This is a genomic window from Methylobacterium sp. WL9, from assembly GCF_008040035.1.
GTDB classification, from domain to species: Bacteria; Pseudomonadota; Alphaproteobacteria; order Rhizobiales; family Beijerinckiaceae; genus Methylobacterium; species Methylobacterium thuringiense.
Genome location: NZ_VRVE01000004.1, coordinates 26,815 through 48,223, shown reverse-complemented (window position 1 = coordinate 48,223; position 21,409 = coordinate 26,815). Strand labels below are relative to the sequence as shown.

Annotated in this window: 21 protein-coding genes, 1 tRNA gene and 2 pseudogenes; 14 read left to right on the top strand and 10 right to left on the bottom strand. The window is 67.3% G+C overall.

Translation table 11 applies throughout. The annotated features are described in order from the left end of the window. Positions 1-20 precede the first annotated feature (20 nt). Positions 21-623 (top strand): ActR/PrrA/RegA family redox response regulator transcription factor, encoded by a 603-nt coding sequence (locus FV217_RS02885; RefSeq protein WP_147814107.1) that lies wholly within the window; start codon positions 21-23, stop codon positions 621-623. A gap of 82 nt (positions 624-705) precedes the next feature. Then, positions 706-942 carry a hypothetical protein gene (locus FV217_RS02880; protein ID WP_147814105.1) on the top strand — a complete coding sequence of 79 codons (237 nt, stop codon included), beginning with the start codon at positions 706-708 and terminating at the stop codon, positions 940-942. Between the two features lie 6 nt (positions 943-948). On the opposite strand, the gene FV217_RS02875 is transcribed toward FV217_RS02880, so the two are convergent. After that, positions 949-1,875: a 3'-5' exonuclease gene (locus FV217_RS02875; protein ID WP_147814264.1), complete on the bottom strand. Its 927-nt coding sequence runs from the start codon at positions 1,873-1,875 to the stop codon at positions 949-951. 446 nt (positions 1,876-2,321) lie between these two features. Between FV217_RS02875 and FV217_RS02870 the strand changes: the two genes are divergently transcribed. Together FV217_RS02870 and FV217_RS02865 are read left to right on the top strand one after the other, a co-directional pair. Continuing rightward, positions 2,322-2,801 carry a PAS domain-containing protein gene (locus FV217_RS02870; RefSeq protein ID WP_147814103.1) on the top strand — a complete coding sequence of 160 codons (480 nt, stop codon included), beginning with the start codon at positions 2,322-2,324 and terminating at the stop codon, positions 2,799-2,801. 110 nt (positions 2,802-2,911) lie between these two features. Continuing rightward, positions 2,912-2,987, top strand: a tRNA-Thr gene (locus tag FV217_RS02865). Positions 2,988-3,156: 169 nt separating this feature from the next. Here FV217_RS02865 and FV217_RS02860 read toward each other — a convergent pair. The 3 genes from FV217_RS02860 to FV217_RS02850 all read right to left on the bottom strand — a co-directional run bounded on the left by FV217_RS02860 (position 3,157) and on the right by FV217_RS02850 (position 4,834). Next, on the bottom strand, positions 3,157-3,357 hold the full coding sequence (locus FV217_RS02860) for a Flp family type IVb pilin (protein ID WP_246682706.1): 201 nt from the start codon (positions 3,355-3,357) through the stop codon (positions 3,157-3,159). 138 nt (positions 3,358-3,495) lie between these two features. Then, positions 3,496-3,738 (bottom strand): DUF3072 domain-containing protein, encoded by a 243-nt coding sequence (locus FV217_RS02855; RefSeq protein ID WP_147814101.1) that lies wholly within the window; start codon positions 3,736-3,738, stop codon positions 3,496-3,498. A 208-nt stretch (positions 3,739-3,946) separates the two neighbouring features. Further along, positions 3,947-4,834, bottom strand: a complete 888-nt coding sequence (locus FV217_RS02850; RefSeq protein WP_147814099.1) for a branched-chain amino acid aminotransferase — start codon at positions 4,832-4,834, stop codon at positions 3,947-3,949. Positions 4,835-5,057: 223 nt separating this feature from the next. Between FV217_RS02850 and FV217_RS02845 the strand changes: the two genes are divergently transcribed. Genes FV217_RS02845 through FV217_RS02835 form a run of 3 tightly spaced genes read left to right on the top strand, consistent with a single transcriptional unit; the run spans position 5,058 to position 7,700 of the window. Continuing rightward, positions 5,058-5,570: a MarR family transcriptional regulator gene (locus FV217_RS02845; RefSeq protein WP_147814260.1), complete on the top strand. Its 513-nt coding sequence runs from the start codon at positions 5,058-5,060 to the stop codon at positions 5,568-5,570. After that, positions 5,570-6,286, top strand: a complete 717-nt coding sequence (locus FV217_RS02840; protein WP_147814097.1) for a response regulator transcription factor — start codon at positions 5,570-5,572, stop codon at positions 6,284-6,286. Before FV217_RS02845 ends, FV217_RS02840 begins: the two co-directional genes overlap by 1 nt. 13 nt (positions 6,287-6,299) lie before the next feature. Beyond that, complete coding sequence (locus FV217_RS02835; protein ID WP_187272408.1) at positions 6,300-7,700, top strand: ATP-binding protein; 1,401 nt, start codon at positions 6,300-6,302, stop codon at positions 7,698-7,700. Positions 7,701-8,422: 722 nt separating this feature from the next. Here the strand turns inward: FV217_RS02835 and FV217_RS02830 are convergent. The 4 genes and pseudogenes from FV217_RS02830 to mprF all read right to left on the bottom strand — a co-directional run. Continuing rightward, positions 8,423-8,848 (bottom strand): annotated as a pseudogene (locus FV217_RS02830) (toll/interleukin-1 receptor domain-containing protein); the annotation flags it as partial. Then, positions 8,833-9,102, bottom strand: a pseudogene (locus tag FV217_RS02825) (transposase); the annotation flags it as partial. The pseudogenes FV217_RS02825 and FV217_RS02830, both read right to left, overlap by 16 nt. 405 nt (positions 9,103-9,507) lie before the next feature. Beyond that, positions 9,508-10,878 carry an AcvB/VirJ family lysyl-phosphatidylglycerol hydrolase gene (locus FV217_RS02820; RefSeq protein WP_147814093.1) on the bottom strand — a complete coding sequence of 457 codons (1,371 nt, stop codon included), beginning with the start codon at positions 10,876-10,878 and terminating at the stop codon, positions 9,508-9,510. Continuing rightward, positions 10,875-13,463 carry a bifunctional lysylphosphatidylglycerol flippase/synthetase MprF gene (gene mprF, locus FV217_RS02815; RefSeq protein WP_238232890.1) on the bottom strand — a complete coding sequence of 863 codons (2,589 nt, stop codon included), beginning with the start codon at positions 13,461-13,463 and terminating at the stop codon, positions 10,875-10,877. Before mprF ends, FV217_RS02820 begins: the two co-directional genes overlap by 4 nt. 389 nt (positions 13,464-13,852) lie before the next feature. On the opposite strand from mprF, the gene FV217_RS02810 reads away from it, so the two are divergent. The 7 genes from FV217_RS02810 to FV217_RS22660 all read left to right on the top strand — a co-directional run bounded on the left by FV217_RS02810 (position 13,853) and on the right by FV217_RS22660 (position 20,082). After that, positions 13,853-14,044, top strand: a complete 192-nt coding sequence (locus FV217_RS02810; protein ID WP_147078040.1) for a hypothetical protein — start codon at positions 13,853-13,855, stop codon at positions 14,042-14,044. 89 nt (positions 14,045-14,133) lie between these two features. Beyond that, positions 14,134-15,321, top strand: a complete 1,188-nt coding sequence (locus FV217_RS02805; protein WP_147814089.1) for a pyridoxal phosphate-dependent aminotransferase — start codon at positions 14,134-14,136, stop codon at positions 15,319-15,321. A 46-nt stretch (positions 15,322-15,367) separates the two neighbouring features. Continuing rightward, on the top strand, positions 15,368-16,051 hold the full coding sequence (locus FV217_RS02800) for a glutathione S-transferase N-terminal domain-containing protein (RefSeq protein WP_147814087.1): 684 nt from the start codon (positions 15,368-15,370) through the stop codon (positions 16,049-16,051). 40 nt (positions 16,052-16,091) lie between these two features. Then, positions 16,092-16,412, top strand: coding sequence for a hypothetical protein (locus tag FV217_RS02795; RefSeq protein ID WP_147814085.1), 321 nt, complete (start codon positions 16,092-16,094; stop codon positions 16,410-16,412). A 422-nt stretch (positions 16,413-16,834) separates the two neighbouring features. Beyond that, positions 16,835-19,045 (top strand): transglycosylase domain-containing protein, encoded by a 2,211-nt coding sequence (locus tag FV217_RS02790; RefSeq protein ID WP_147814083.1) that lies wholly within the window; start codon positions 16,835-16,837, stop codon positions 19,043-19,045. A 71-nt stretch (positions 19,046-19,116) separates the two neighbouring features. Beyond that, positions 19,117-19,359: a hypothetical protein gene (locus tag FV217_RS02785; protein ID WP_147814081.1), complete on the top strand. Its 243-nt coding sequence runs from the start codon at positions 19,117-19,119 to the stop codon at positions 19,357-19,359. A 342-nt stretch (positions 19,360-19,701) separates the two neighbouring features. Then, positions 19,702-20,082 (top strand): PilZ domain-containing protein, encoded by a 381-nt coding sequence (locus FV217_RS22660; RefSeq protein WP_187272407.1) that lies wholly within the window; start codon positions 19,702-19,704, stop codon positions 20,080-20,082. 15 nt (positions 20,083-20,097) lie between these two features. On the opposite strand, the gene ppa is transcribed toward FV217_RS22660, so the two are convergent. Further along, positions 20,098-20,643: an inorganic diphosphatase gene (gene ppa / locus FV217_RS02775; RefSeq protein ID WP_147814077.1), complete on the bottom strand. Its 546-nt coding sequence runs from the start codon at positions 20,641-20,643 to the stop codon at positions 20,098-20,100. Positions 20,644-20,760: 117 nt separating this feature from the next. Continuing rightward, positions 20,761-21,267, bottom strand: coding sequence for a GNAT family N-acetyltransferase (locus tag FV217_RS02770; RefSeq protein ID WP_147814075.1), 507 nt, complete (start codon positions 21,265-21,267; stop codon positions 20,761-20,763). Positions 21,268-21,409 lie beyond the last annotated feature (142 nt).

Here is a 21,409-nt window from a genome sequence, read left to right as displayed (position 1 = left end):
GACCGAACAAGGAACATCACATGCTCACGCACACCGGTGCGCCGACGCAGGGAACCGATCCTGCGGTGTTGTCCGATGCCGATCCGCTGGCTGCCTTCACCGATCGCAGCCTGCTGATCCTCGACGACGACCGTCCGTTCTCGACCCGGCTTGCCCGCGCGATGGAAGCGCGTGGCTACAACGTCCATGTGGCCGAGAGCGTGGCCGAGGGCGTTGCCGCCGTCGACCGCGAGCCCCCGGCCTTCGCGGTCGTCGACATGCGTCTCGGCGACGGCAATGGCCTCGACGTGATTGCCCGCCTCAAGGAGCGTCGTCCCGAGGCGCGGGGCGTGGTGCTCACCGGCTACGGCAACATCGCCACCGCCGTAACCGCCGTGAAGCTCGGCGCTTTCGACTACCTCGCGAAGCCTGCCGATGCCGACGAGATCCACGGCACGCTGATGGCCCAGCCGGGCGAGCGTGCCGATCCGCCCGAGAACCCGATGTCGGCGGACCGGGTGCGTTGGGAGCATATCCAGCGCGTCTACGAGCTGTGTCAGCGCAACGTTTCGGAGACGGCGCGCCGTCTGAACATGCACCGTCGCACGCTGCAGCGTATCCTGGCCAAGCGCGCTCCCCGGTGAGCACTTAGACAGACTTTGGTTGCACGTGTGGGGCCTGTCGGGCTACTGCGCGTGCAACTGAGCCACAGACAGGTCCGAGCCCGTGAACACCCGCAACCTGATCACGATCGTCAGCCTGATGGTGCTGGTCGGAACCGAAGTGTTTGCCGCGGCCGTGGCTGCGGGTTGGGCGCTGGCGGGCCTGTTCGAGCTCGGCGACACCGTCGGACATGTACTGATGGCACTGTTCAGCCTCGGCGCCGCCTGGATCATGCTGCAGCTTTGGCGTCGTGCCGTCAGCATCGAGCCATTGCGCAATCCTGCTCCTCGCCGTCGCTGAGCGCTTCTACCCGAAGCTGGCCTGACGCCGGGATTCGATCGGCGATCTGACCCGTAGCGGTTCCACCGGCGTCATCGCAGCGGTGAGGCGAACGCGCAGGCGTTCGACATCCCCGAAATTGCCTGAGACCAAAGCGGTGACGTCGCCTTCGACGATGGCGTCGACATGTCGGCAACGCTTGCGATGACGGCCGGCGATGCAGTCACAGCGCAGATAGGGGCCGGTGCTGCGCTCCTCCAGCACGACCTCATAACGGTTGCCCGTGCTGCCGCGGATGGCGAAGCGTAGGCCGAGATCGGCCTTGCCCGGCGGCCTGCGTCCGACGAGCAGCGCCCGCGATGCGGTCGAGCGGGCATCCTCCGGGTCCGGACGGTAGCCGCCCGACAGCACGAGTGCGGGTAGCTTTAGCAGGCCTGGCAGTTCGGCTACGCTCCTTGCGTCTCGCTCGCGCATGGCTGCGAGGGCGATCTCGGCGCAGGCATAGGCATCCTCGCCCGCATCGTGATGTTCGAAGCGGATGCCGAGCCGTCCGGCGACCTTGGCTAGCCCGCATCCGGCCGGATCCGGAAACACCTGCCGCGCGATCCGCAGGGTGCACAGATATTTCACCGCCGGGACGGGCCTGCCCCAGGCAGCGAGCGATGCCGAAAGTACGCTCATATCGAAGCCGGCATTGTGGGCGAGTACCAGCCGATCCGAAAGGTCCGGCAGGAATTCAGCCATCGCCTCGGGCAAATTCGGTTGGCCGCGTACATCCGCCGGCAGGATGCCGTGGACCCGGATATTACCCGGTGAAAAACGCAGCTCCGGCGGCCTAATCAGCCGCGTCTCCCGGCGTACGACGCGTCCGCCGTCGATCCAAGCGAGGCCGACCGCGCAGGCGCTGTCGCGCCGCTCGTTGGCCGTTTCGAAGTCGATCGCGATCGCGTCCATGGCGCCGACCATAGGGGATCCGCGACTCCTCCATCAACGGTCGATCTCGCAGTGCGGCGTCGATCGTTTTCTGCGTGGAGCGTTCGGACGATGGCACTCGACAGAAAGTAAAATATCGCGTTGCAACATAAGCTTGCGACACTTGCACGGAAACTGTTTTCATGTTTGTAAAGGCATGTCCGCATAGGACCCTACTTGAGAGCCCAGACTGGTCATTCCGGTCATGGCGTCGGGACAGCAACCGCCCCCGGAAGCTGTCCAGGCACAATCTTGCAGGGTTGGACGATCTGGAGTGCGCGCCTTCGCCGGTGCACACCGAAGAGCCTTCAGCGACCCGCGAAAGCGGCCGGAGGGCTCACAGGGACTCGCGACAGATGGGGGCAAACGGAGACCGGAGTTCCGGTTTTCGCCATGGGCGCCCGGCCCGTCTGTCGTGGGGGAGTACAATGGATTTCGAAGGCATCGACTACGATTTCGACGCACCGGATTCCGATTGGAATTACGAGCCGTCTCGGGCCGAACTCTTTCGCCAGATTCCAGCCGCTCTCTACACCACGGACGCCGAGGGCTGGCTGACCTATTACAATGATGCCGCCGCGAAACTCTGGGGCTTCCGACCCGTGCTCGGCAAGGCTCGCTGGTGCGGTGCCTGGAGGCTTTACGAGACGGACGGCTCCGCACTTCCCCACGAGGCATGTCCAATGGCGGTTGCCCTCAGGGAAGGCCGTGCCGTGCGCGGCGTCCAGGCCATCCTCGAGCGTCCTGACGGCAACAAGGTCCGCTTCATGCCGTATCCGACGCCACTGCGCGACGGGTCCGGCAATATCGTCGCCGGATCGAACATTCTCTTGGAGGTCGACGGCTTCCCTTGCAGCGTCCATCTCCCGCCGCGATCGATTGCGTCGTGCGCGCGACAGATGATTTGATCCGGTTCTTCGGCCGGATCATCCGATGCCCATCGTCTTGCCAAGCCGGCGCGTGGCCTTTATGGGCTTGGCTTGTCAGGACGGTTCGGCCCAGCGCTCGACCGCCCTGCGCCGCTTTAGCTCAGCTGGTAGAGCACCTCATTCGTAATGAGGGGGTCGGGGGTTCGAATCCCTCAAGCGGCACCATTCTTATTGGATGATTGAGCGCTGATTTCAGATTGGTCATAGTACCAATTTGGCGAATGAACCTTCAGATTTTTGCTGCTTCCTTACGATGTATCCATCCTCGTCATGGCCCGACAGCCATACCTTAGGGCGAACCACTCACGGGGAAGAATCGATCTACGGCAAGGCGTTACGGCGTCGCCGCCATCGCATTCGTGATCTTGTTATACATTTTGTTGGTTGCGGCGCTGAACTGAGACAGACCCGCCAGAGTGACGACGACGACGAGGGTGGCGATGAGGCCGTACTCGATCGCTGTCTCCCCGCGCCGATCCGATAGGAACGTCATCACGGTCGAACGGCGCGGCGAGCGCCGTTCGGTCGGCATCATCGGCGATGGAATGCTCAAGACGGTCCAACCTTACCCGGACTTCCAACGCGTCATTCTCACCGCTTCCGAGTTGCCAAGGCCTTAATCGAACCCTCGATCTTGCCGATATCCCGCTCGGTTACCGCAGTGCCCGCCGTCTTACTCTGTTCCGGCGGCCTTCCGCAGCGCGTCGATCCGCTTGGAGGCCTCCGCCTTGTCGAGATCGGGTTCGAACGCTTTCGGCTTCTTGGCCTGCTCCGAGAGCGTCTTGAGGTAGGAGGCCTGCGCGCCAGTCATCGGCTCACCGCCCGTGGTCCACTCGTCCGGATCCTTGATCCGGTTCGAGGAATCGTCGGGATCGACCTTTGGGTTTGCGGGAGCGTCGTGAGTCGTCTTGGTCATCGGTCCACCTGTTCATGAAACGTTCCTGAGAACGCATCGCTGGACGCGGTGTTCCCGGTAGATGCTTCGAACAGCAGATCGGGACGGTTTGCGCGACCGAAATCACATGCCGTCGGGCTTGCGAGCCGCAGGCGCAACAAGCCGGCCGACCACCCACGGCCGTCGCGTTTCCCGCAGCACGCGCGACAGCGATCGCGCGCTCAGTCCCTCACGCCGCCTTCGCCCGCGGCTGCACTTCGGCGGTGTAGTCGTCCATCAGGGTCTTGGTCATCGCGGCTGGCGTGAAGCGATAGGGGCCGATCTCGGAGACCGGTGTCACCTCGGCGGCCGAACCGGTGATGAAGCACTCCGAAAAGCCTTCCATCTCCTCCGGCCGGATGCGCCGCTCGACGAGCTCGAAACCGCGGCGCTTGGCCAGATCGATCACGGTCTGCCGGGTGATGCCGTTGAGGAAGCGGTCGGCCAGCGGCGTATGGATCGCGCCGTCCTGGATGAAGAAGATGTTCGCGCCGGTGCATTCGGCGACGTTGTCCTCCCAATCGAGCATCAGCGCGTCGGCATAACCCTTGTTCTCGGCGCGGTGCTTCGAGATCGTGCAGATCATGTAGAGCCCCGCCGCCTTCGAGGCCGAGGGGATCGTGCGTGGGTCGGGCCGGCGGTAGTCGGCGATGTCCAGGCGGATGCCCTTCATCTTGGTGGCCGGGTCGAAATAGCTCGGCCATTCCCAGGCGGCGACGGCGAGGTGGATGGTGTTGCCCTGCGCGGACACGCCCATCATCTCCGAACCGCGCCACGCGACCGGGCGCAGATAGGCGTCGCTGAGGCCGCTGGTCTTGAGCACGAGTTCCTTCGCGGCCTCGATCTCCTCGACCGAAAAGGGGATCTCGTAATCGAGGTACTGCGCGGACCGCCTCAGGCGCTCGGCATGCTCGCGGCTCTTGAAGATCACGCCGCCATAGGCGCGCTCGCCCTCGAACACCGACGAGCCGTAATGCAGCCCGTGGCTCAGCACGTGAATCTTGGCATCCCGCCACGGCACCATGGCGCCGTCGAACCAGATGGTGCCCTCGCGCTCGTCGAAGGGGATCACGGACATGTCGGCTTCCTCTTACGCGGCATCGAAAAAACCGCGGGTTCGAACGGCGGGCCGGGGGACATCGAGGGGCTGCGCCGGGAGGGTTGACGCCTAACGATGGGGCTGAGATATGTCAACAACACTGACTTATCCGCACCGCATCGCCTTCTCCGTCGAGGTCGCCATCGCCTTGCCCCATCGCGCGACGACAGAGGCCGCCGGCGGCGGCGAGCCGAGCCCGATCATGGAGCCGCATTTTCCCGACCGCAACGACGGCGACGACCTCATCGAATTGCTGTTCTTCGCCTATCGCGATTTCGTCGCCGACCCCGACCGAATCCTGGCGGAATACGGCTTCGGACGGGCGCATCACCGGGTGCTACACTTCGTCGACCGCTATCCGGGACTCACGATCGCCGAACTCCTCGATATCCTCCGGATCACGAAGCAGAGCCTCAACCGGGTGCTGAAAGACTTGATCGAACAGGGCTACATCGCGCAGCGCACCGGTACGAACGACCGGCGCCAGAGGCTGCTGTTCTGCACCGATCTCGGCATCCGTTTCGCGGAGGAGCTGAGCCGGGTGCAGATGCGCCGCGTCGCCCGCGCGCTCGTCGACCAGCCGCGTCGCGGCGCCAACGACGATCCGGGCGAGGCGCTGGCTTCGGCGCAAGGGTTCCTGCTGGCGATGATCGAGCCGGAAGAGCGCGCCGTCGTCACCCGGCTGATGGCGCGGCGCGCCAAGGCCGCCGCCTGATGGCAATCCCTTCCCCGAAGCCGCGCGTCGAGTTGCCGGACCACGCCCCGCACGTCCTCGTGGTCGACGACGACCGCCGGGTACGCGAATTGCTGACCCGCTTCCTCGCCGAGCAGGGGTTTCGCGTCACCGCCGCGGCCGACGTGCCCGAGGCCCGCGCCCGCTCGCAATCCTTCGTGTTCGATGCACTCGTGCTCGACGTGATGATGCCGGGCGAGAACGGCTTCGACTATGCGCGGCAGGTGCGCGAGACCTCGCGGGTGCCGATCCTGATGCTCACCGCGCGCTCCAACTCGAACGACCGGGTGATGGGGCTGGAGATCGGCGCCGACGACTATTTGCCAAAGCCCTTCGAGCCCCGCGAGCTGATCCTGCGGCTCAACAACATCATCAAGCGGGGCGTGCCGACGGGACCGGTCCGCACGCCGGGCGGCGAGGTCAGCTTCGGGCCGTTCACCTACAAGATCGACAGGGGCGAACTCCGGCGCGACGATGAATCCGTCAAGATCAGCGAGCGCGAGCGCGAGATTTTGACCATGCTGGCAGAGGCCCGCGGCGGCAATGTCGAGCGCGATGCCCTGGCCGGCGGCTGGGCCGGGGAGCGCACCATCGACGTCCAGATCAACCGCCTGCGCCGCAAGACCGAGGTCGACCCGGCCAACCCCATCTATCTCCAGACGGTGCGCGGCGTCGGCTATCGCCTCGCGGTCGACTGACCCGGGGCCCATGATGGCCGAAGGGCGCACGATCGAGGGCACCATCGTCGGCGAGGCCCCCGCCAAGGAGGAGGTGCGCGCGCGCGGGCCATGGCGGCGCCTGTCCCGGCTGATCGGCGACGTGCTGCCGAAGGGGCTCTATGCCCGCTCGCTCATCATCATCATCGCGCCGATGGTGCTGCTGCAATCGGTGATCGCCTACACCTTCATGGAGCGCCACTGGCAGCTCGTGACCCGGCGCCTGTCCTCGGCCGTCACCGCCGACATCGCCGCGCTGATCGACATCTACGAGACATACCCCCAGGACAAGGACGCCGAGACGCTGTCGCGCATCGCCGGCAACCGCCTCAACCTCGATCTCGACATCCTGAAGGGGACCAAGCTGCCGCCGCAGGGGCCGCGGCCGTTCTTCTCGATCCTCGACGAGGCCCTGTCCGACGAGATCAAGAAGCAGATCGCCCGGCCGTTCTGGATCGACACGGTGGGCCGCTCCAACCTCATCGAGATCCGCGTCGCGATCCCCGACGGGGTCATGCGCGTGACGGCGCGGCGCAGCCAGGCCTACGCCTCCAACTCGCACATCTTCCTGCTCTGGATGGCCGGCTCGTCGATGGTGCTGCTCGGCGTCGCGATCCTGTTCCTGCGCAACCAGATCAAGCCGATCCTGCGGCTCTCGGCGGTGGCCGAGAGCTTTGGGAAGGGCCGCGAGATCGAGTTCAAGCCGCGCGGGGCGCGCGAGGTGCGGCAGGCGGGCCACGCCTTCATCGAGATGAAGCGGCGCATCGAGCGGGCCATGGAGCAGCGCACGACGATGCTCAACGGCGTGTCACACGACCTCCGCACGATCCTCACCCGCTTCAAGCTCTCCCTCGCCCTGGTCGAGCAGAGCCCGGACGTGGAGGATCTGGCGCGCGACGTCGACGAGATGAGCCGGATGCTGGAGGGCTACCTCGCCTTCGCCCGCGGCGACTCCGCCGAGACCGCCGCGGCCACCGACATGCGCGCGCTGCTCGAGGATCTGCGCACCGACATCGAGCGCCTCGGGGCCCACGTGACCGCCGTGACCCTCGACGGGCGGCCCCTGGTGACGGTGCGGCCCGATGCCTTCCGGCGCTGCCTGTTCAACCTCGCCGCCAACGCCGCCCGCTACGGCGACACCGTCGCCATCGGCGGGCGCCTCGACGGGCGCTCCTTCCTCGTCTCGATCGACGACGACGGCCCGGGCGTGCCGCCGGAGAGCCGGGAGGAGGTGTTCAAGCCCTTCGTGCGCCTCGACGACGCCCGCCAGGATGCCGGCGGCTCCGGCCTCGGCCTCGCCATCGCCCGCGACATCGCCCGGACCCACGGCGGCGACGTCTCGCTCCACGATTCGCCCCTCGGGGGCCTCCGGGCGACGGTGCGGATCCCGGCCTGAGGCGGACGGAATACCGAACGTTCGGGACGTTCGTCCCGCGTGTCCCAGGCCGTCCCACGCGTCGGAACGGGTTCGCGTGGCGGACTCAGCCTCGCGTGAGAGCCATTGACAGCATACCGCTCGTATGCTATTTTTCCTATACGGCTGAAGCTTTGGCTGAACAGCGCCGAATGCTTCAGGCACATTCGCTCGCAGACCGTCTCAGCCATACGGAGCGACGGCCTAACCGAGCTTCGCCGGCTGAATGATACGACGTTTTGCAGCTATCGCGCGATCTGCAGCCAGACAGGCGGGTCACCAGAGAGCCGCACAGAGTTGCTCAAGCTCTTCGCGCACCGGCACTGTCCAGGTCTGGACGCTGAACTCGGGGCGCGAATTGGTGACAGCCAGGAACATCGCCACGACGCAGGGCGGCGACGTCTCGCTGTACAGTTGCCGGCTGAAGGCTTGAAGGCAACGGTTCCCTCCTACTTGGGGTCTAAGTGCATCTCGGCTGTTTTGGGTCGAAACCTGCTTGTCCGCCTTGGTTTAGAAATTCACAGCAGGCTGACATCTAACGGAGGGCACGTATTATCCTGAACGACAACGAGTCGTTACTTAGATAGCACACTAAGAAATGGACTCGCCTCGCCTGGTTGATGTTAGCCCAGAGACGACCCGCATACCATAAACGGGGCGCTTAAGTCGCCAGCCCCAGTTAAGCTACAATCTCCAAAACCTAGTTAGACTGTGACTAAGTCGGCAATTTTCGCAGCGACGTCTGTCATTGACTCTTCGATAGTGCTCAATCCGCTCCGCGAGGCGAGCAGAGGACTAATTTCACGAAGAGCTTCATACGTCGTGTCATGCACGATGGGAACAAGCCGCTCACCTGCGAGGAGGGCCGAGAGTTCTTTGTCGGCGATACCTTCTTTTGGAAGGCGACGCAGCAAAGCGGGAGTCACCAGCACAAGTCCGATCCGCGAATTCGCCAACCCCTTGTCAATGGCGCGGAGCAAGGGCACGCCGAGGCCAACATCCTTCTCGCTGAACCAGACCTTTACACCGCTTGCAACGAGCAGATCATGCAACTCCTTGGCGGCGCCCTGTCGATCGTCCCATGCATGGCAAAGAAAAACGTCCCGAAGGTCGAGTGTTGCTTGCTTCTCAACTCCAGACGTCGGCTCGACGGGACCCGGTTGAGATAGCCGTAGACGTAGAGCTTCAGGAGAGCTGCCGGATGGTAGCCCGGTCGTCCCGTCCGTGCCGCATCGACACCCGCGAAGCCGAGCGCGCCAAGATCCAGCGCATCCACGAAGGCATCGACCACGCGGACCGGATTGTCCTCGGCGATCCAGTCCTCGAGACAAGGCGGAAACAGCGTCGTCTGATCGCGCTCGGCACCGACAACAAACCGGCCCATGTCTACCTCCGGTCAGACCGAAGGAACGTACCATCATCGGGGTTTTGACACAGCCAGGGTCGCAAGTGGACCCAGAGCATGGGTTCCATCTGTCAGATTTCGACCACTAAGTCCCGGATCGCCTTCCGCTTCGCGGCCAGCGTCCAGCAATGGGGTGCGCAGCCCATCCAATCAACCGGAGATCTCCAAGACGGCTTCCGGTCGATCGAAGGGTCGTCGCGCATCTCCTCGCCCTCTGGGCGAGGGGGACCGCGCGCAGCGTGGTGGAGTGGGCTGCACGACGGCCGGCATTCAACGACGACAACGCCGCCCCCTCCGTCCGCTTCGCGGCCACCTCCCCCAGTGGGGGAGGAGACGCGCGAGCCATGCCGAATGAGGCAGCCGGAAACGGTATGAGATCCGCCCTCACTCCGGCAGCCGCGCCGCCTCGACGATGCGGCGGGCGAGGGCCGGGTAGTCGCCGTCGAAATGGTGGCCGCCGTCGATGAGGAGCTTTCGGGTGCCGGCGAGGCTCGGGTCGCGACAGGGCGAATCCGTCTCCTTCGAGCCGTGGATGCAGAGCACGCGATCGGCCGGCAGGGCGGCGAGTTGCGGCAGCACGGCGTGTTCGCCGCCGAAGCCGAGCCAGCCCTTCACGGAGACGCTGAACCCCGTGCTGCGGCCGGGCGCCAGCAGCGCGATCAGCCGGATGCGGTCGCGCAGCGCCGCCGGCAGGTAGGGCCACGCGAACGGAAACAGGTCGGCGCCGAAGGAGTAGCCGAGCACCAGCACCGGCAGCGTCTTGCCGGGGTCAGCCTGCTGCAGCATCGCGGCGACGTCGGCGGCGACCGTCTTCGGGTCGCGGTCGGTCCAGAAATAGCGCAGGGCGTCGAGGCCGACGACGTGGATGCCCTCGCGGGTCAGGTGCTCGCCGACGGTCTTGTCGATGTCGCGCCAGCCGCCGTCGCCGGAGACGAACAGGGCGACCGCGCGCGTTTTGCCGACGGCCGACAGGTCGACCAGCGGCAGGCCCCCGGTGCCGGCATCCTGCGCCGCGATCGCTGCGGCTGCATCGACGGCGGCGGTAACGCGGCGAGCGGGATCGGGCTCGGCGTGCCGCTCGACCGGGAAGGGGCCGGCACCGGGCGCCGTGTCCGGCGTCGCCGGCGACGCCTCGGCGCTCACGATCGTCAGCTGCGCCTGGCTCCGCTCCGGCAGCGGGTAGGCGTGGCCGCCGGCCGGGTCGGGACGTGGCGCGGTGACGGGCGCGCCGTCGTCGCAGATCGGAAGGCGGGTGCGGAGCCCGGCGGCGGGATCGAGGGCGACGCCCCCACTCAGCGTCGCCGGCAGGGCCCGCGACAGCACGGCCTGGACGAGCGTCCCGCCCTCGCCGAGCCCGACCAGGACCGGGCGCAGGTAGCTCTGCCCGTGGAGCGTCCGCTGCGCCTCCTTGGCCAGCAGCTCGATGTCGACGATCGGCCGGGTGCAGGCCGTGGTCTCGCGGTCGAGGGCCGTCCGCCAGCGCTCGAGATCGAGCTGGAGCACGATGAAGCCGCGCGCGCGCAGCGCCTCGCCCAGCGCCTGCTCCGCAGGCCCCGTCCCGCCGGCCGCGGAGACGATCGCTGCGAGACCGAGCGGCGTGCCGGCCGGCGCCTCCACGAGGACGTCCGCGAGCTGGGCCGATGAGATCCGCTCCGGCAGGCGCGGCGGCGACCCGGATCGGGTGAGCAGAAGGCCGCCGACGACGGCGAGAGCGGCCGCCCCGGCGAACAGAGCGCGGCGGCGGCCGAACCTCATCGGCGGATCAGGCCGAGGGGCGAGCCGTTCACCAGCGTCGTCACGTCGAGCAGGGTCTTGGGCGTCTGCAGGCCGCCGGGGCAGATCAGGTAATAGGGCGTCCAGACCGGATCGAACTTGTGCTTGAAGCTGCGCAGGCCGTCGAAGCTGTAGAGGTCGGCGCCGCGCCGGTAGAGGAAGGTGCCGAAGCGGTTCCAGCGCGAGGCCAGCCGCCGGTCGACGAGGCCGGAGAGCGGCGCCGCGCCGAGGTTGAACCAGCGATAGCCCTCGGCCTTCGCCGTCAGCAGCAGGTTGGCGAAGAGCGCGTCCATGATCACCTTCGAGGCATCCGGCGCGTAGCGGATCAGGTCGATGGCGATCTCGTTGCGGTCGGCCCCGCGCAGGAGGTTGGCGAAGGCGACGATGCGGCCCTCCTTCTTCATCACGGCGACGTCGAAGCGGGCGAGGTAGGCCGGGTCGAAGGCGCCCATGGAAAAACGCTTCTCGCCGCCCTGCTTGTGCGCGAGCCAGGCACTCGAGACCTGGCGCAGCTCGTACATCGCGAGGCGCACCTGCGCCTGCGGCACGATTTCGAAGGTCAGCCCCTCCTTCTCGGCCCGGCGCTGGCCGTAGCGCAGGTCGTGCCGGGCCGGGCCCTTCAGCGAGAAGTCGGCCAGCGGCACGCGGGCGACTTCGCCCAGCTTCAGCGCGGTGAGGCCCATGTCGAGGAACAGGGCGAGGTTGTCGGGGCCGACGCCGTAGAACACCGGCCGCGCCGCGGCGCGGTCGGCAAGCTCGCGAAAAGCCCAGGCGAGGTCCGCCTGCAACCGGGCCGGGCCCACCGGATCGCCGAGCGCCACGAGGCTGCGCCCGGCGCGGGCATACATCACGAAGCCGTCGCCGCCGGGCGCGGTCAAGAACTCCTTGTCGCCGAGCAGCGCCATGGCGGCCGAGGCGCTGGGAGAGGCCGCGACGAGGGCGGCGATATCCGCCGGGATTGTGGGCTCGGCCGCCCGGCGGCGGCCGCGATGGTTCACGGCGCTGTCGAAGCCGATGGCGGCGAGCCCGATCACGAAGGCGAAGGAGACGCGCGCCAGGGCCGGCCCGTTGCCGTCCCAGGAAATCTGCCACCACAAGGCATCGGCGCTGGCGCCATGGGTGAAGAGGAGGAAGCCGAGCCCAGCCGAGGCTGCGGTCAGCGCGCCGAGGGCGGTGAATGCCGGGCCACGGCCCGCCGTTCGGCGCAGCCACACGCGGGTGACGGTGAAGGGGTTGGCCTTCGGGCAGCGATAGAACGAGCCCCGGACCAGGGCGAGGCAGAGGGCGAGCGCGCCGAGGAGCGTCGCCTCCTCCCAATCGAGGCCCTTGCCCAGCGAGAAGCCGGCGCCGAGGACGAGCAGCATCAGCGCCGCGTTCCAGGCGCGGACCAGCCGCCGGTAGAGCCCGCGTGCGATGACCAGCAGCGCGACGCCGACGAGGCAGGACGCGAAATGCGAGGCCTCGACGAAGGGCGTCGGCACCACGTCCGCCAGCACGGCGATGCGCGAGGCGAGATCGCGGGTCGCGCCGGAGGCGAGCAGCATCACGCCGCCCGCAAGGGCGATGGCGGCGGAGGCCGCAGGCACCATCGGTTCCGCGAAACGCAGCGCGCGTGCGATCGCCACGCGGCGGCGATGCAGCTCGACGGCGCCGAGGCCGAGGATTGCCGCGCCGAAGGGCAGCAGCATGTAGATGACGCGGTAGGCCAGAAGCGCGCCGAGCACGTCGGCCTGCGCATGGAGCCCCAGGCCCGCCAGCAGCGTCGCCTCGAAGGCGCCGAGGCCGCCGGGCGCGTGGCTCGCGATTCCGACAAGCGTCGCGGCGATGTAGGCGAGGAGGAAGGCGGGAAAGCCCGGCAGGGCGTAGGCCGGCAACAGCACGTAGAGCGTCGCCGCCGCCGCGGTGATGTCGACGACGCCTGCCGAGATCTGCAGCAGGGCCGCCCGCGAGGTCGGAAGGCGCAGGGTGAAGCCGCGCAGCCGGATCACGCGCGGCGTCGCCCCGAGCCAGGCCACCATGCCGGCCACGAGGCCGAGCACGGCCAGTCCGGCCATCGTCGCGTGCAGGGGCGTCGTGCCGCCGAGACCGTGGAAATGCTCCGGTCCGCAGACCAGCGCCAGCGCCGTCATGGTGACGAGCGACATCAGCAGCGCGAACCACGAAGCGCCGAGCACGCGCCCGACATCGGCGAGCCCGCCGCCATGGGCGCCATAGGCACGCATCCGGAAGGCGCCCTGGGTCAGGATCGGGAAGCCGAGGGCGTTGGACACGGCATAGCCGCCGGCCCCCGTCGCCAGGGCCGTGACACGCGGGATCTTGCCGGGGGCAACGGTTTCGACTGCGATCAGGTCGTAGACCGCGATGGCGGCGAAGCTCACGGCGGTCAGCAGCAGTGCCAGAGCCAGCGCCGGATCGGGAATCCGCTCGTAGGCGGCGGTGACCGAATCGAACGAGACCTGACGCAGCGTGCGCTCGATCGCGAGCGCGGCCAGAACCGTCAGGCCAAGTCCGACGGCACGCGGCAGCGCCCGTGCGAGCACCCGCCAGCCGGATCGCGCAGCCGGCACGGCGGTAGCGCCATGCTCGCCCGGTGTCGGGACGGGTGACGATGTCGAAGGAATCATCGGCGGTTGGGACACGAATGGCGAGCCGTGGAACGACCCGAAGGAGGCCGCGGGCGCGATGTGTCGCGGCGGCCGGTTTCAGCCTTCTCAGGCATCGAGTCCGAATGTTGCGTGAATGAGGCGAAGGATCGCACGCATGCGCCGACCGAAACGCAGTCGTGTGACGCGGCTTCCGGCTCCGCGGGCCGCCGGTGTCGAGACGTCCTCGGCCGCCCTGCGGTCGGACCCGCAAAATCGACGGGCGGGGTGTCCCCATGCGGTGAAAGCGGTGCTATGAGCGCTGGTCTTCAAGCGTGCGGGGATTCTGACCCGCTCAAGGTGAGTGTCTGCCCATGAACCCGCTGGTTCCGCTCGGTATCCTGTTCCTCCTGCCGCTCACCGCGATCGGCCTCGTGCTCTACACCGATACCGGCATCTCGCCCGACCTGTTCTACGCCGCCGTGAAGACCTCGGTGATCCTGATTGTCGTCGGCGGCGCGATCTCGTTCGCCGCGAGCAAGCTCGCCGAGCGCTCGAACGGCTGATTTCTTGCTCGTGCGTTGTCGAGGGTCGGCTTTCTGAGAAGCCCCCCTCGGCCACGCGCGACGCGCGGGCTCAACGTTACGAGGAACGCATGCTCCACGTCGTCCCCGCTTTCGACCGCATCGGCGAAGAGAACGCCTTCGCCGTCCTGGCGCGCGCCAACGCGCTGGCCTCCGAGGGCCGCGACATCGTCAATCTCGGTATCGGCCAGCCCGATATGCCGACGCCGGCCCACATCGTCGAGGCCGGCATCAAGGCCCTTCGCGATGGCCACCACGGCTACACCCCGGCCGTCGGCATCCTGCCTCTGCGCGAGGCGGTGGCCCAGGACATCTGGCGCCGCCATCAGGTGACGGTGCTGCCTGATTCGGTGATGATCGTGCCGGGCGGCAAGGTCACCATGTTCATGGCGATCCTGATGTTCGGCGAGCCCGGCGTCGAGATCCTCTATCCGGACCCCGGTTTTCCGATCTACCGCTCGATGATCGAGTTCACCGGCGCCACGCCCGTCCCGGTGCCGATCCGCGAGGAGAACCGCTTCGCCTTCTCGGCGGAGGAGACGCTGGCGCTGATCACGCCGAAGACGCGGCTGCTCATCGTCAACTCGCCGGCCAACCCCACCGGCGGCGTCACGCCGAAATCCGAGATCGACAAGCTCGTCGCGGGCCTCGCCGCGCACCCCGACCTCGCGGTGATGTCGGACGAGATTTACGGGACGATGACCTATGACGGCGAGGCCCACCACTCGCTGCTGAAGTACGATGAGATCCGCGACCGGCTGATCTATCTCGACGGCGCGTCCAAGACCTACGCCATGACAGGCTGGCGGCTCGGCTGGTCGGTCTGGCCGAAGAAGCTCTACGAGGCGGCGCGCAAGCTCGCGGTCAACGCGCATTCCTGCGTCAACGCCTCGACGCAATGGGCCGGCGTCGCCGCGCTCAACGGCCCGCAGGATTGCGTGGCCGAAATGGTCGCCGAGTTCGACCGGCGGCGGAAGCTCGTGGTCGACGGCCTCAACGCCCTGCCCAACGTCTCCTGCATCTCGCCGAAGGGCGCGTTCTACGCCTTCCCCAACGTCTCCAGGACCGGCTGGAAGGCGAAGAAGCTCGCCGCGGCGCTGCTGGAGGAGGCCGGTGTGGCGGTCATCGGCGGCCCGGATTTCGGCGTCTGCGCCGAGGGCTACATCCGCCTGTCCTATGCGAACTCGGCCGAGAACATTGCGCGCGCGCTGGAGCGGATGGACGCGTTCCTCTCGGAGAAGAGTGCCGACCCGGCGTGAACGGACCGGGGGCAGACGCCCCCTTCATCGCAGGAGCCGACGACGCATGATCCAGTTCTACTTCAACGGATCGCCCAACCCGACGAAGGTCGCGCTGCTGCTGGAAGAACTGGGTCTGCCCTACGAGCCGATCCCGGTCGATGCCGGCCGGGGCGCGCAGTTCGCGCCGGACTATCTTGCGATCAATCCGAACGCCAAGGTGCCGGCGATCATCGACGACGGCGTGACGGTCTTCGACAGCAACGCCATCCTGCTCTACCTCGCCGAACGAACCGGCCGCTTCCTTCCGGACGATCCCCGCGACCGCGGGCCGCTGCTGTCCTGGCTGATGTTCGTCGCCTCCGGCATCGGACCGTTCTCGGGCCAAGCCGTGCACTTCCGGCATTTCGCACCGGAGGCCGTGCCCTACGCCAAGCAACGTTACGATTACGAGGCGCGCCGGCACTACGGCGTCCTCGACGCCCATCTCGCCCGGCATCGCACCATGGTCGGCGACACCTACACGATCGTCGACATGGGCGTGTGGGCCTGGGCGCGCATGGTGCCTTTCATTCTCGGAGACGGTGCCTGGGACTCGTTTCCGAACCTGAAGCGCCTGCACGACGAGGTCTCGGCCCGCCCGGCTGCCGCGAAGGCGCTTGCCCTGAAGGAGCGGTTCACGTTCAATCCGCCCACTGACGACGAGGGCCGCCGGCACATGTTCAAGCATCTCGGCGGGGCGGAGGCCTGACGACGACGCGGCCGAAAGGAGCGGCTGAAGGGAGGCGCCCGTGAGAACATCCGGCAACGCGGCCTGGAACCGCCCTTTCTGCCGCCTCGCCCACGGAGTCGTGACCGTCAACATCGCGGTCTTCGTCGCCGCCCAGGCCTACGCCCAGTTCGCCTGGGGCCAGCGCGAACCGATCAGCACGCTCTGGTTTGCCGTCAGCGCAGGGTTGATCTTCGTCCATATCCTGACCGCCTTCGTCTGGGCGTGGATCGACGGCGAACCGATTCAATGGGACGACGATTCCATGGGTTCCGGCTCGGACATGTCGTCCGACGCGAACGATGGCGGATCCGGCGATGGCGGCGACTCGTCCGGGTCCTGAACTCCGCCGACAAAGAAAAAGCGCGCCTCTCGTCAAGAGAAACGCGCTTTCAGGTAGTTCTTCGTCTCAGGTAAGAACGGCACTAGCCTCTACTGGCAGCGTGACGACCAAGCTGTAGCATGGTGGCAACAACGCACAGCACGAACGTGTCATTGATCCGTCATGTGATGATTAGGGTGTCGACCATGCGCCAGCCGGTATCGACTCACTGCCGCGCATCGTCGGACGACGATGCCGCCGGCGCGCGCAGAGGTCTCGCGCGGGAACGGCCCGCTCTCATCGCCGGCAAGTCTATGTGATTGCTGCACAAACACATTTCGAGGGTTAACGCTCCCTAAACCCGCCGCATTTACCGTGCGGAACCGGACCGGACATGGCCTGCGCTCGCAGGCTTTTGGGGCGGGACGGATCAGATCAGGCGCATGGCGAACGGACGCGGCCGCACGACGAGGCAGGAGCCGAACTTCGACGCGCCTGAGGGCCGCGGCGCAGGGGCTTCCGATCTTCGCATGTCCGCAGCGGATCGCCCGGGAGGCGGCGTGGCAAAGCGCGGATCGGGATCGGCGGATCGTGGCGGCCGGCAGCCGTCCAAGGGCGGCGGCAATGGCGGCGGCCGGGGCAAGGGTGGCGGTGGCGCATCGCGCAGCCGTTCGCGGCGGCGCGGTTCGATCCTGGGCAAGCTCGTCTATACCGGTATCGTGCTCGGCCTCTGGGCCGTGATCGGGGTCGCCGGGCTCGTGGCCTATCACGCCTCGCAGCTGCCGCCGATCGACCAGCTCAGCGTGCCGAAGCGGCCGCCCAACATCGCGATCCTCGCCAGCGACGGCTCGCTGCTCGCCAACCGCGGCGAGACCGGCGGCCGCGTCGTCTCGATCAAGGAATTGCCGCCCTACCTGCCGCGCGCCTTCGTCGCGATCGAGGACCGGCGCTTCTACGAGCATTTCGGCGTCGACCCCGTCGGCATCGCCCGCGCGGTGGTGCAGAACCTGACGCGCCGCGGCGTCTCGCAGGGCGGCTCGACGCTCACCCAGCAGCTCGCCAAGAATCTGTTTCTGACACCGGAACGGTCGGCTTCCAGAAAGATCCAGGAAGCGATCCTGGCCCTGTGGCTGGAGCACAAATACTCGAAGGACGAGATTCTCGAACTCTATCTTAACCGAGTCTATTTCGGCGCCGGCGCCTACGGCGTCGAGGCGGCGGCGCAGCGCTACTTCGGCAAGCCCGCGAAGAACGTCACGCTGGCCGAGGCGGCGATGCTCGGCGGCCTCGTTCAGGCGCCCTCGCGGCTCGCGCCGAACCGCAACCTCAAGGCGGCCCAGGCGCGTGGCGCGCAGGTGCTCGCGGCGATGGAAGAGCTTGGCTTCGCCAAGCCCGCAGACGCCAAGGTCGCCCTGGCGCAGCCGGCACGGCTCTACGGTTCGCGCGGCGGCGGCTCCTCGAACTACGTCGCCGACCTCGTCATGGACGTGCTCGACGACTTCCTGCCGAAGTTCGAGGCCGACATCGTCGTCGCGACGACGGTCGACACCGGCCTGCAGGCCGCGGCGGAAAAGGCGCTCGTCGACGAGTTGAACGCCAAGGGCGGGCGCTTCAACGTCGGCCAGGGTGCGCTCGTCTCGATGAAGCCGGACGGCGCCGTGCGCGCGCTGATCGGCGGCCGGGACTACGCCCAGAGCCAGTTCAACCGGGCGACCACGGCCAAGCGCCAGCCGGGCTCGTCGTTCAAGCCGTTCGTCTACCTCGCCGCGGTCGAGCACGGCCTGACGCCGGATACGATCCGCGACGACGCGCCGGTGAAGATCGGCAACTGGAGCCCAGAGAACTACACGCACGCCTACAAGGGGCCCGTGGCGCTCCGCGACGCGCTCGCGCAATCGCTGAATACGGTGGCCGTGCGGCTCGGCCAGGAGGTCGGCCCCAAGGCCGTGGTGCAGACGGCGCAGCGCCTCGGCATCTCCTCGTCGCTCCAGGCCAACGGCTCCATCGCGCTCGGCACCTCCGAGGTGACGCCGATGGAGATGGTCGGCGCCTATTGCGCCTTCGCCAACGGCGGCACCGGCGTGATCCCCTACGTCATCGCCAGCATCAAGAGCGCGGACGGCAAGGTGCTCTACAAGCGCGGGGCCGGCGGCCTCGGCCGCGTGATGTCGCCGGACGCCGACGGCATGATGAACGCGATGATGCACGAGACCTTCGTCAGCGGCACCGCCAAGAAGGGCGACATTCCCGGCTGGGAGCTCGCCGGCAAGACCGGCACCAGCCAGGATTATCGCGATGCCTGGATGATCGGCTATTCGGGCGCCCTCGTCACCGGGGTCTGGCTCGGCAACGACGACGGCGAGTCGACCAAGAAGGCCACCGGCGGCAGCCTGCCGCTGGAGATCTGGAAGACCTACATGACCACCGCCCTGAAGGGCGAGAAGCCGGTGCCTCTGCCCGGCCTCAACCGCTGGCACGCGCGGGAAGCGCCGGCCGTGGCGCAGGCGATCCCGAACCCGATCGGCGAGATCATCGGTGCGATCACCGGTGAGCCGCAACAGACCGCCTCGACCCGCCCGCCGCCGCGCGAGCGTCGCCAGAGCCAGGACGACCGCAACTTCCTCGAAAAGCTCTTCGGCGTCGGAGACGAGTGAGGCCTCGGCCGCGTCTTTGCATTCGCTCCCGTCGCAGCGGAGGATCGCTGCGTCGGGGGGAGGCACGCGCCATGTACAGGGTGATGGAGTATCGGCGGCGGCGCGGCCCCGGCCAGTCTTTGTTCGGCCCACGCGTGCACACCGCCCAATACGCCAGCCGCAGCGAGGCGGGCCGCACGGCAGAGGCCGAAGCCGGCCGCTTCGCGCATCACGGCTACAACGGCGAGCAGGATTACTGGTGGGGCTGGAACGAGGCCGACGAGACGGGACTGGTTTTTGTGGTCGAAACCGACCCGACTTCGAAGATCGCGTGAGCGCCCTCGCTTTGCCCGGTCCGATCGTGTTTCCGGTCGATGCGTTCGGGGCAACGTCAGCCCAATGCCAAGCCGTCTTTGCGAGCCGAAGGCGAAGCAATCCAGGGCCAACGCACAACCCTTGTGGTTGTGGCCCTGGATTGCTTCGCTGCGCTCCCAAAGACGAGGAGGAATCCGAGGCAAACAAACAGAAACTGTATGAGACCCGGTCCAGAGCACAATCTGGAAGAGTGTTTGCAGCCCACGGCACGACAAGCCTGTGACTGCCAAGCTCGATTAACCGGTCGGCAACCGACAAACACAACTCTGGCGCGTATTCTCTCCCGAAATGGGAGGCGTTTCATGACAGAGCGTAGATCCAAGCCGCGCATGCGCGTCGACAGCGTGGCTTTCATCATCACCAGAATCGGAAACCCCGTCGTCTGCCGGATCAAGGACCAGTCGGCGGACGGGGCGAGGCTGTTCGTCGACAGCGTTCTCGGGATCCCCAACCAGTTCCGGCTGGTCGTCCAGAAGACCGGGGAGGAATTTTCCGCCACCGTCGTCTGGCGCGGCCCGCAGGAGATCGGCGTCGCCTTCCTGGAGATGCAGGGCGTCCTTGCCGTCGCGCCGAACGCGTTTCCGTCGCTGCCGGTCGCGATCCCGCTCGGCCCCGATCCGGGCTTCTACGCGCCGGAGAACACGGCCGAACGGCCGGCCTCCGGCTCCGCGTGCGAACCCTAGATTGCGTGGCTCAGATCACGCCTTGCCCGCCTTGTTGGCCTTCTCGCGCTCGATGCCTTCGAGGATGAGGCGGTGCGCCTCCTCCTTGTCGCCCCAGCGCAGGATCTTCACCCATTTGCCGGGCTCGAGATCCTTGTAGTGCTCGAAGAAGTGCTGGATCTGGGAGATCGTGATGTCGGGCAGGTCGGTGTAGTTCTCGACCTTGTTGTAGCGGGCGGTGAGGTGGCGCGAGGGCACGCCGATGATCTTCTCGTCCTCGCCGGCATTGTCCTCCATCACCAGCACGCCGACGGGGCGGACGCTCATGACCGCGCCCGGCGCGATGGCGCGGGTGTTGGCGACGAGCACGTCGCAGGGGTCGCCGTCGCCCGAGAGCGTGTGCGGGATGAAGCCGTAATTCCCCGGATAGAACATCGGCGTGTAGAGGAAACGGTCGACGACGAGGGCGCCCGAGGCCTTGTCCATCTCGTACTTGATCGGCTCTCCGCCCAACGGCACTTCGATGATGACGTTGACGTCGTGGGGCGGGTTCTTGCCGAGTGAGATGGCGTCGATGAGCATGACGGCGTTTCCTGAAGGTCCTGAACGAGGCTTCTTGGTCCTGTCCCGGCTTCTAAACCGCCAGAGGCGTGAAGGAAATCGGCCGTTGGGCCATAGTCGCGCATCTTCGCGCGCGGATCAGCCGAACAGGTATCCGACCTTCGGCAGGCAGGAGCCGGAGACACGCTCGATCGCCTCCGGGCCGGCCCGGCCGCCGAGCGCCTCGTAGAAGGCGCGGGCGCGGGCGTTGTCGGCGAGCGCCCAGACCCCGACCCGGGCCAGGCCGTGATCGGCGAGGTCGTTGCGCACGGCCCGGAACAGGCGGGAGCCGAGCCCCAGCCCCTGGTATTCCGGCGCCACGTAGATCTCGTCGACCTCGCCCTCGGCCGTCAGCGAGCGGTCCCGCGCCCGTCCGTAGGCGGCGTAGGCCACGACGTGCTCGCCGAACTCCATGGCGGCGAGGCCGCGGCCCCGGCCGATCATCCCCCGCCACGTGGCGGGACCGCGCTTGGCGATGAAGCGCTCCAGCGCGACGCCGGGGATCACGCCCTGGTAGGCCTCCCGCCAGGCCGCATCGAACACCGCCGACAGCATCCCGATATCGTCCGGCTTCGCCCGGCGGACGCTGAAGGTCTTCGTGCTCATGGATGCGGGTGCCTCCGAAGCAGGTCGATGCATGATGCCGACGAATGGAGCCCCGGTGCAATGGCGAAACCAAGGCGATCTGACCGGGTTCGGAACGCGGATGGACGAGATCCGGCTCTCGACGGCATGCCGCCAAGCCTGA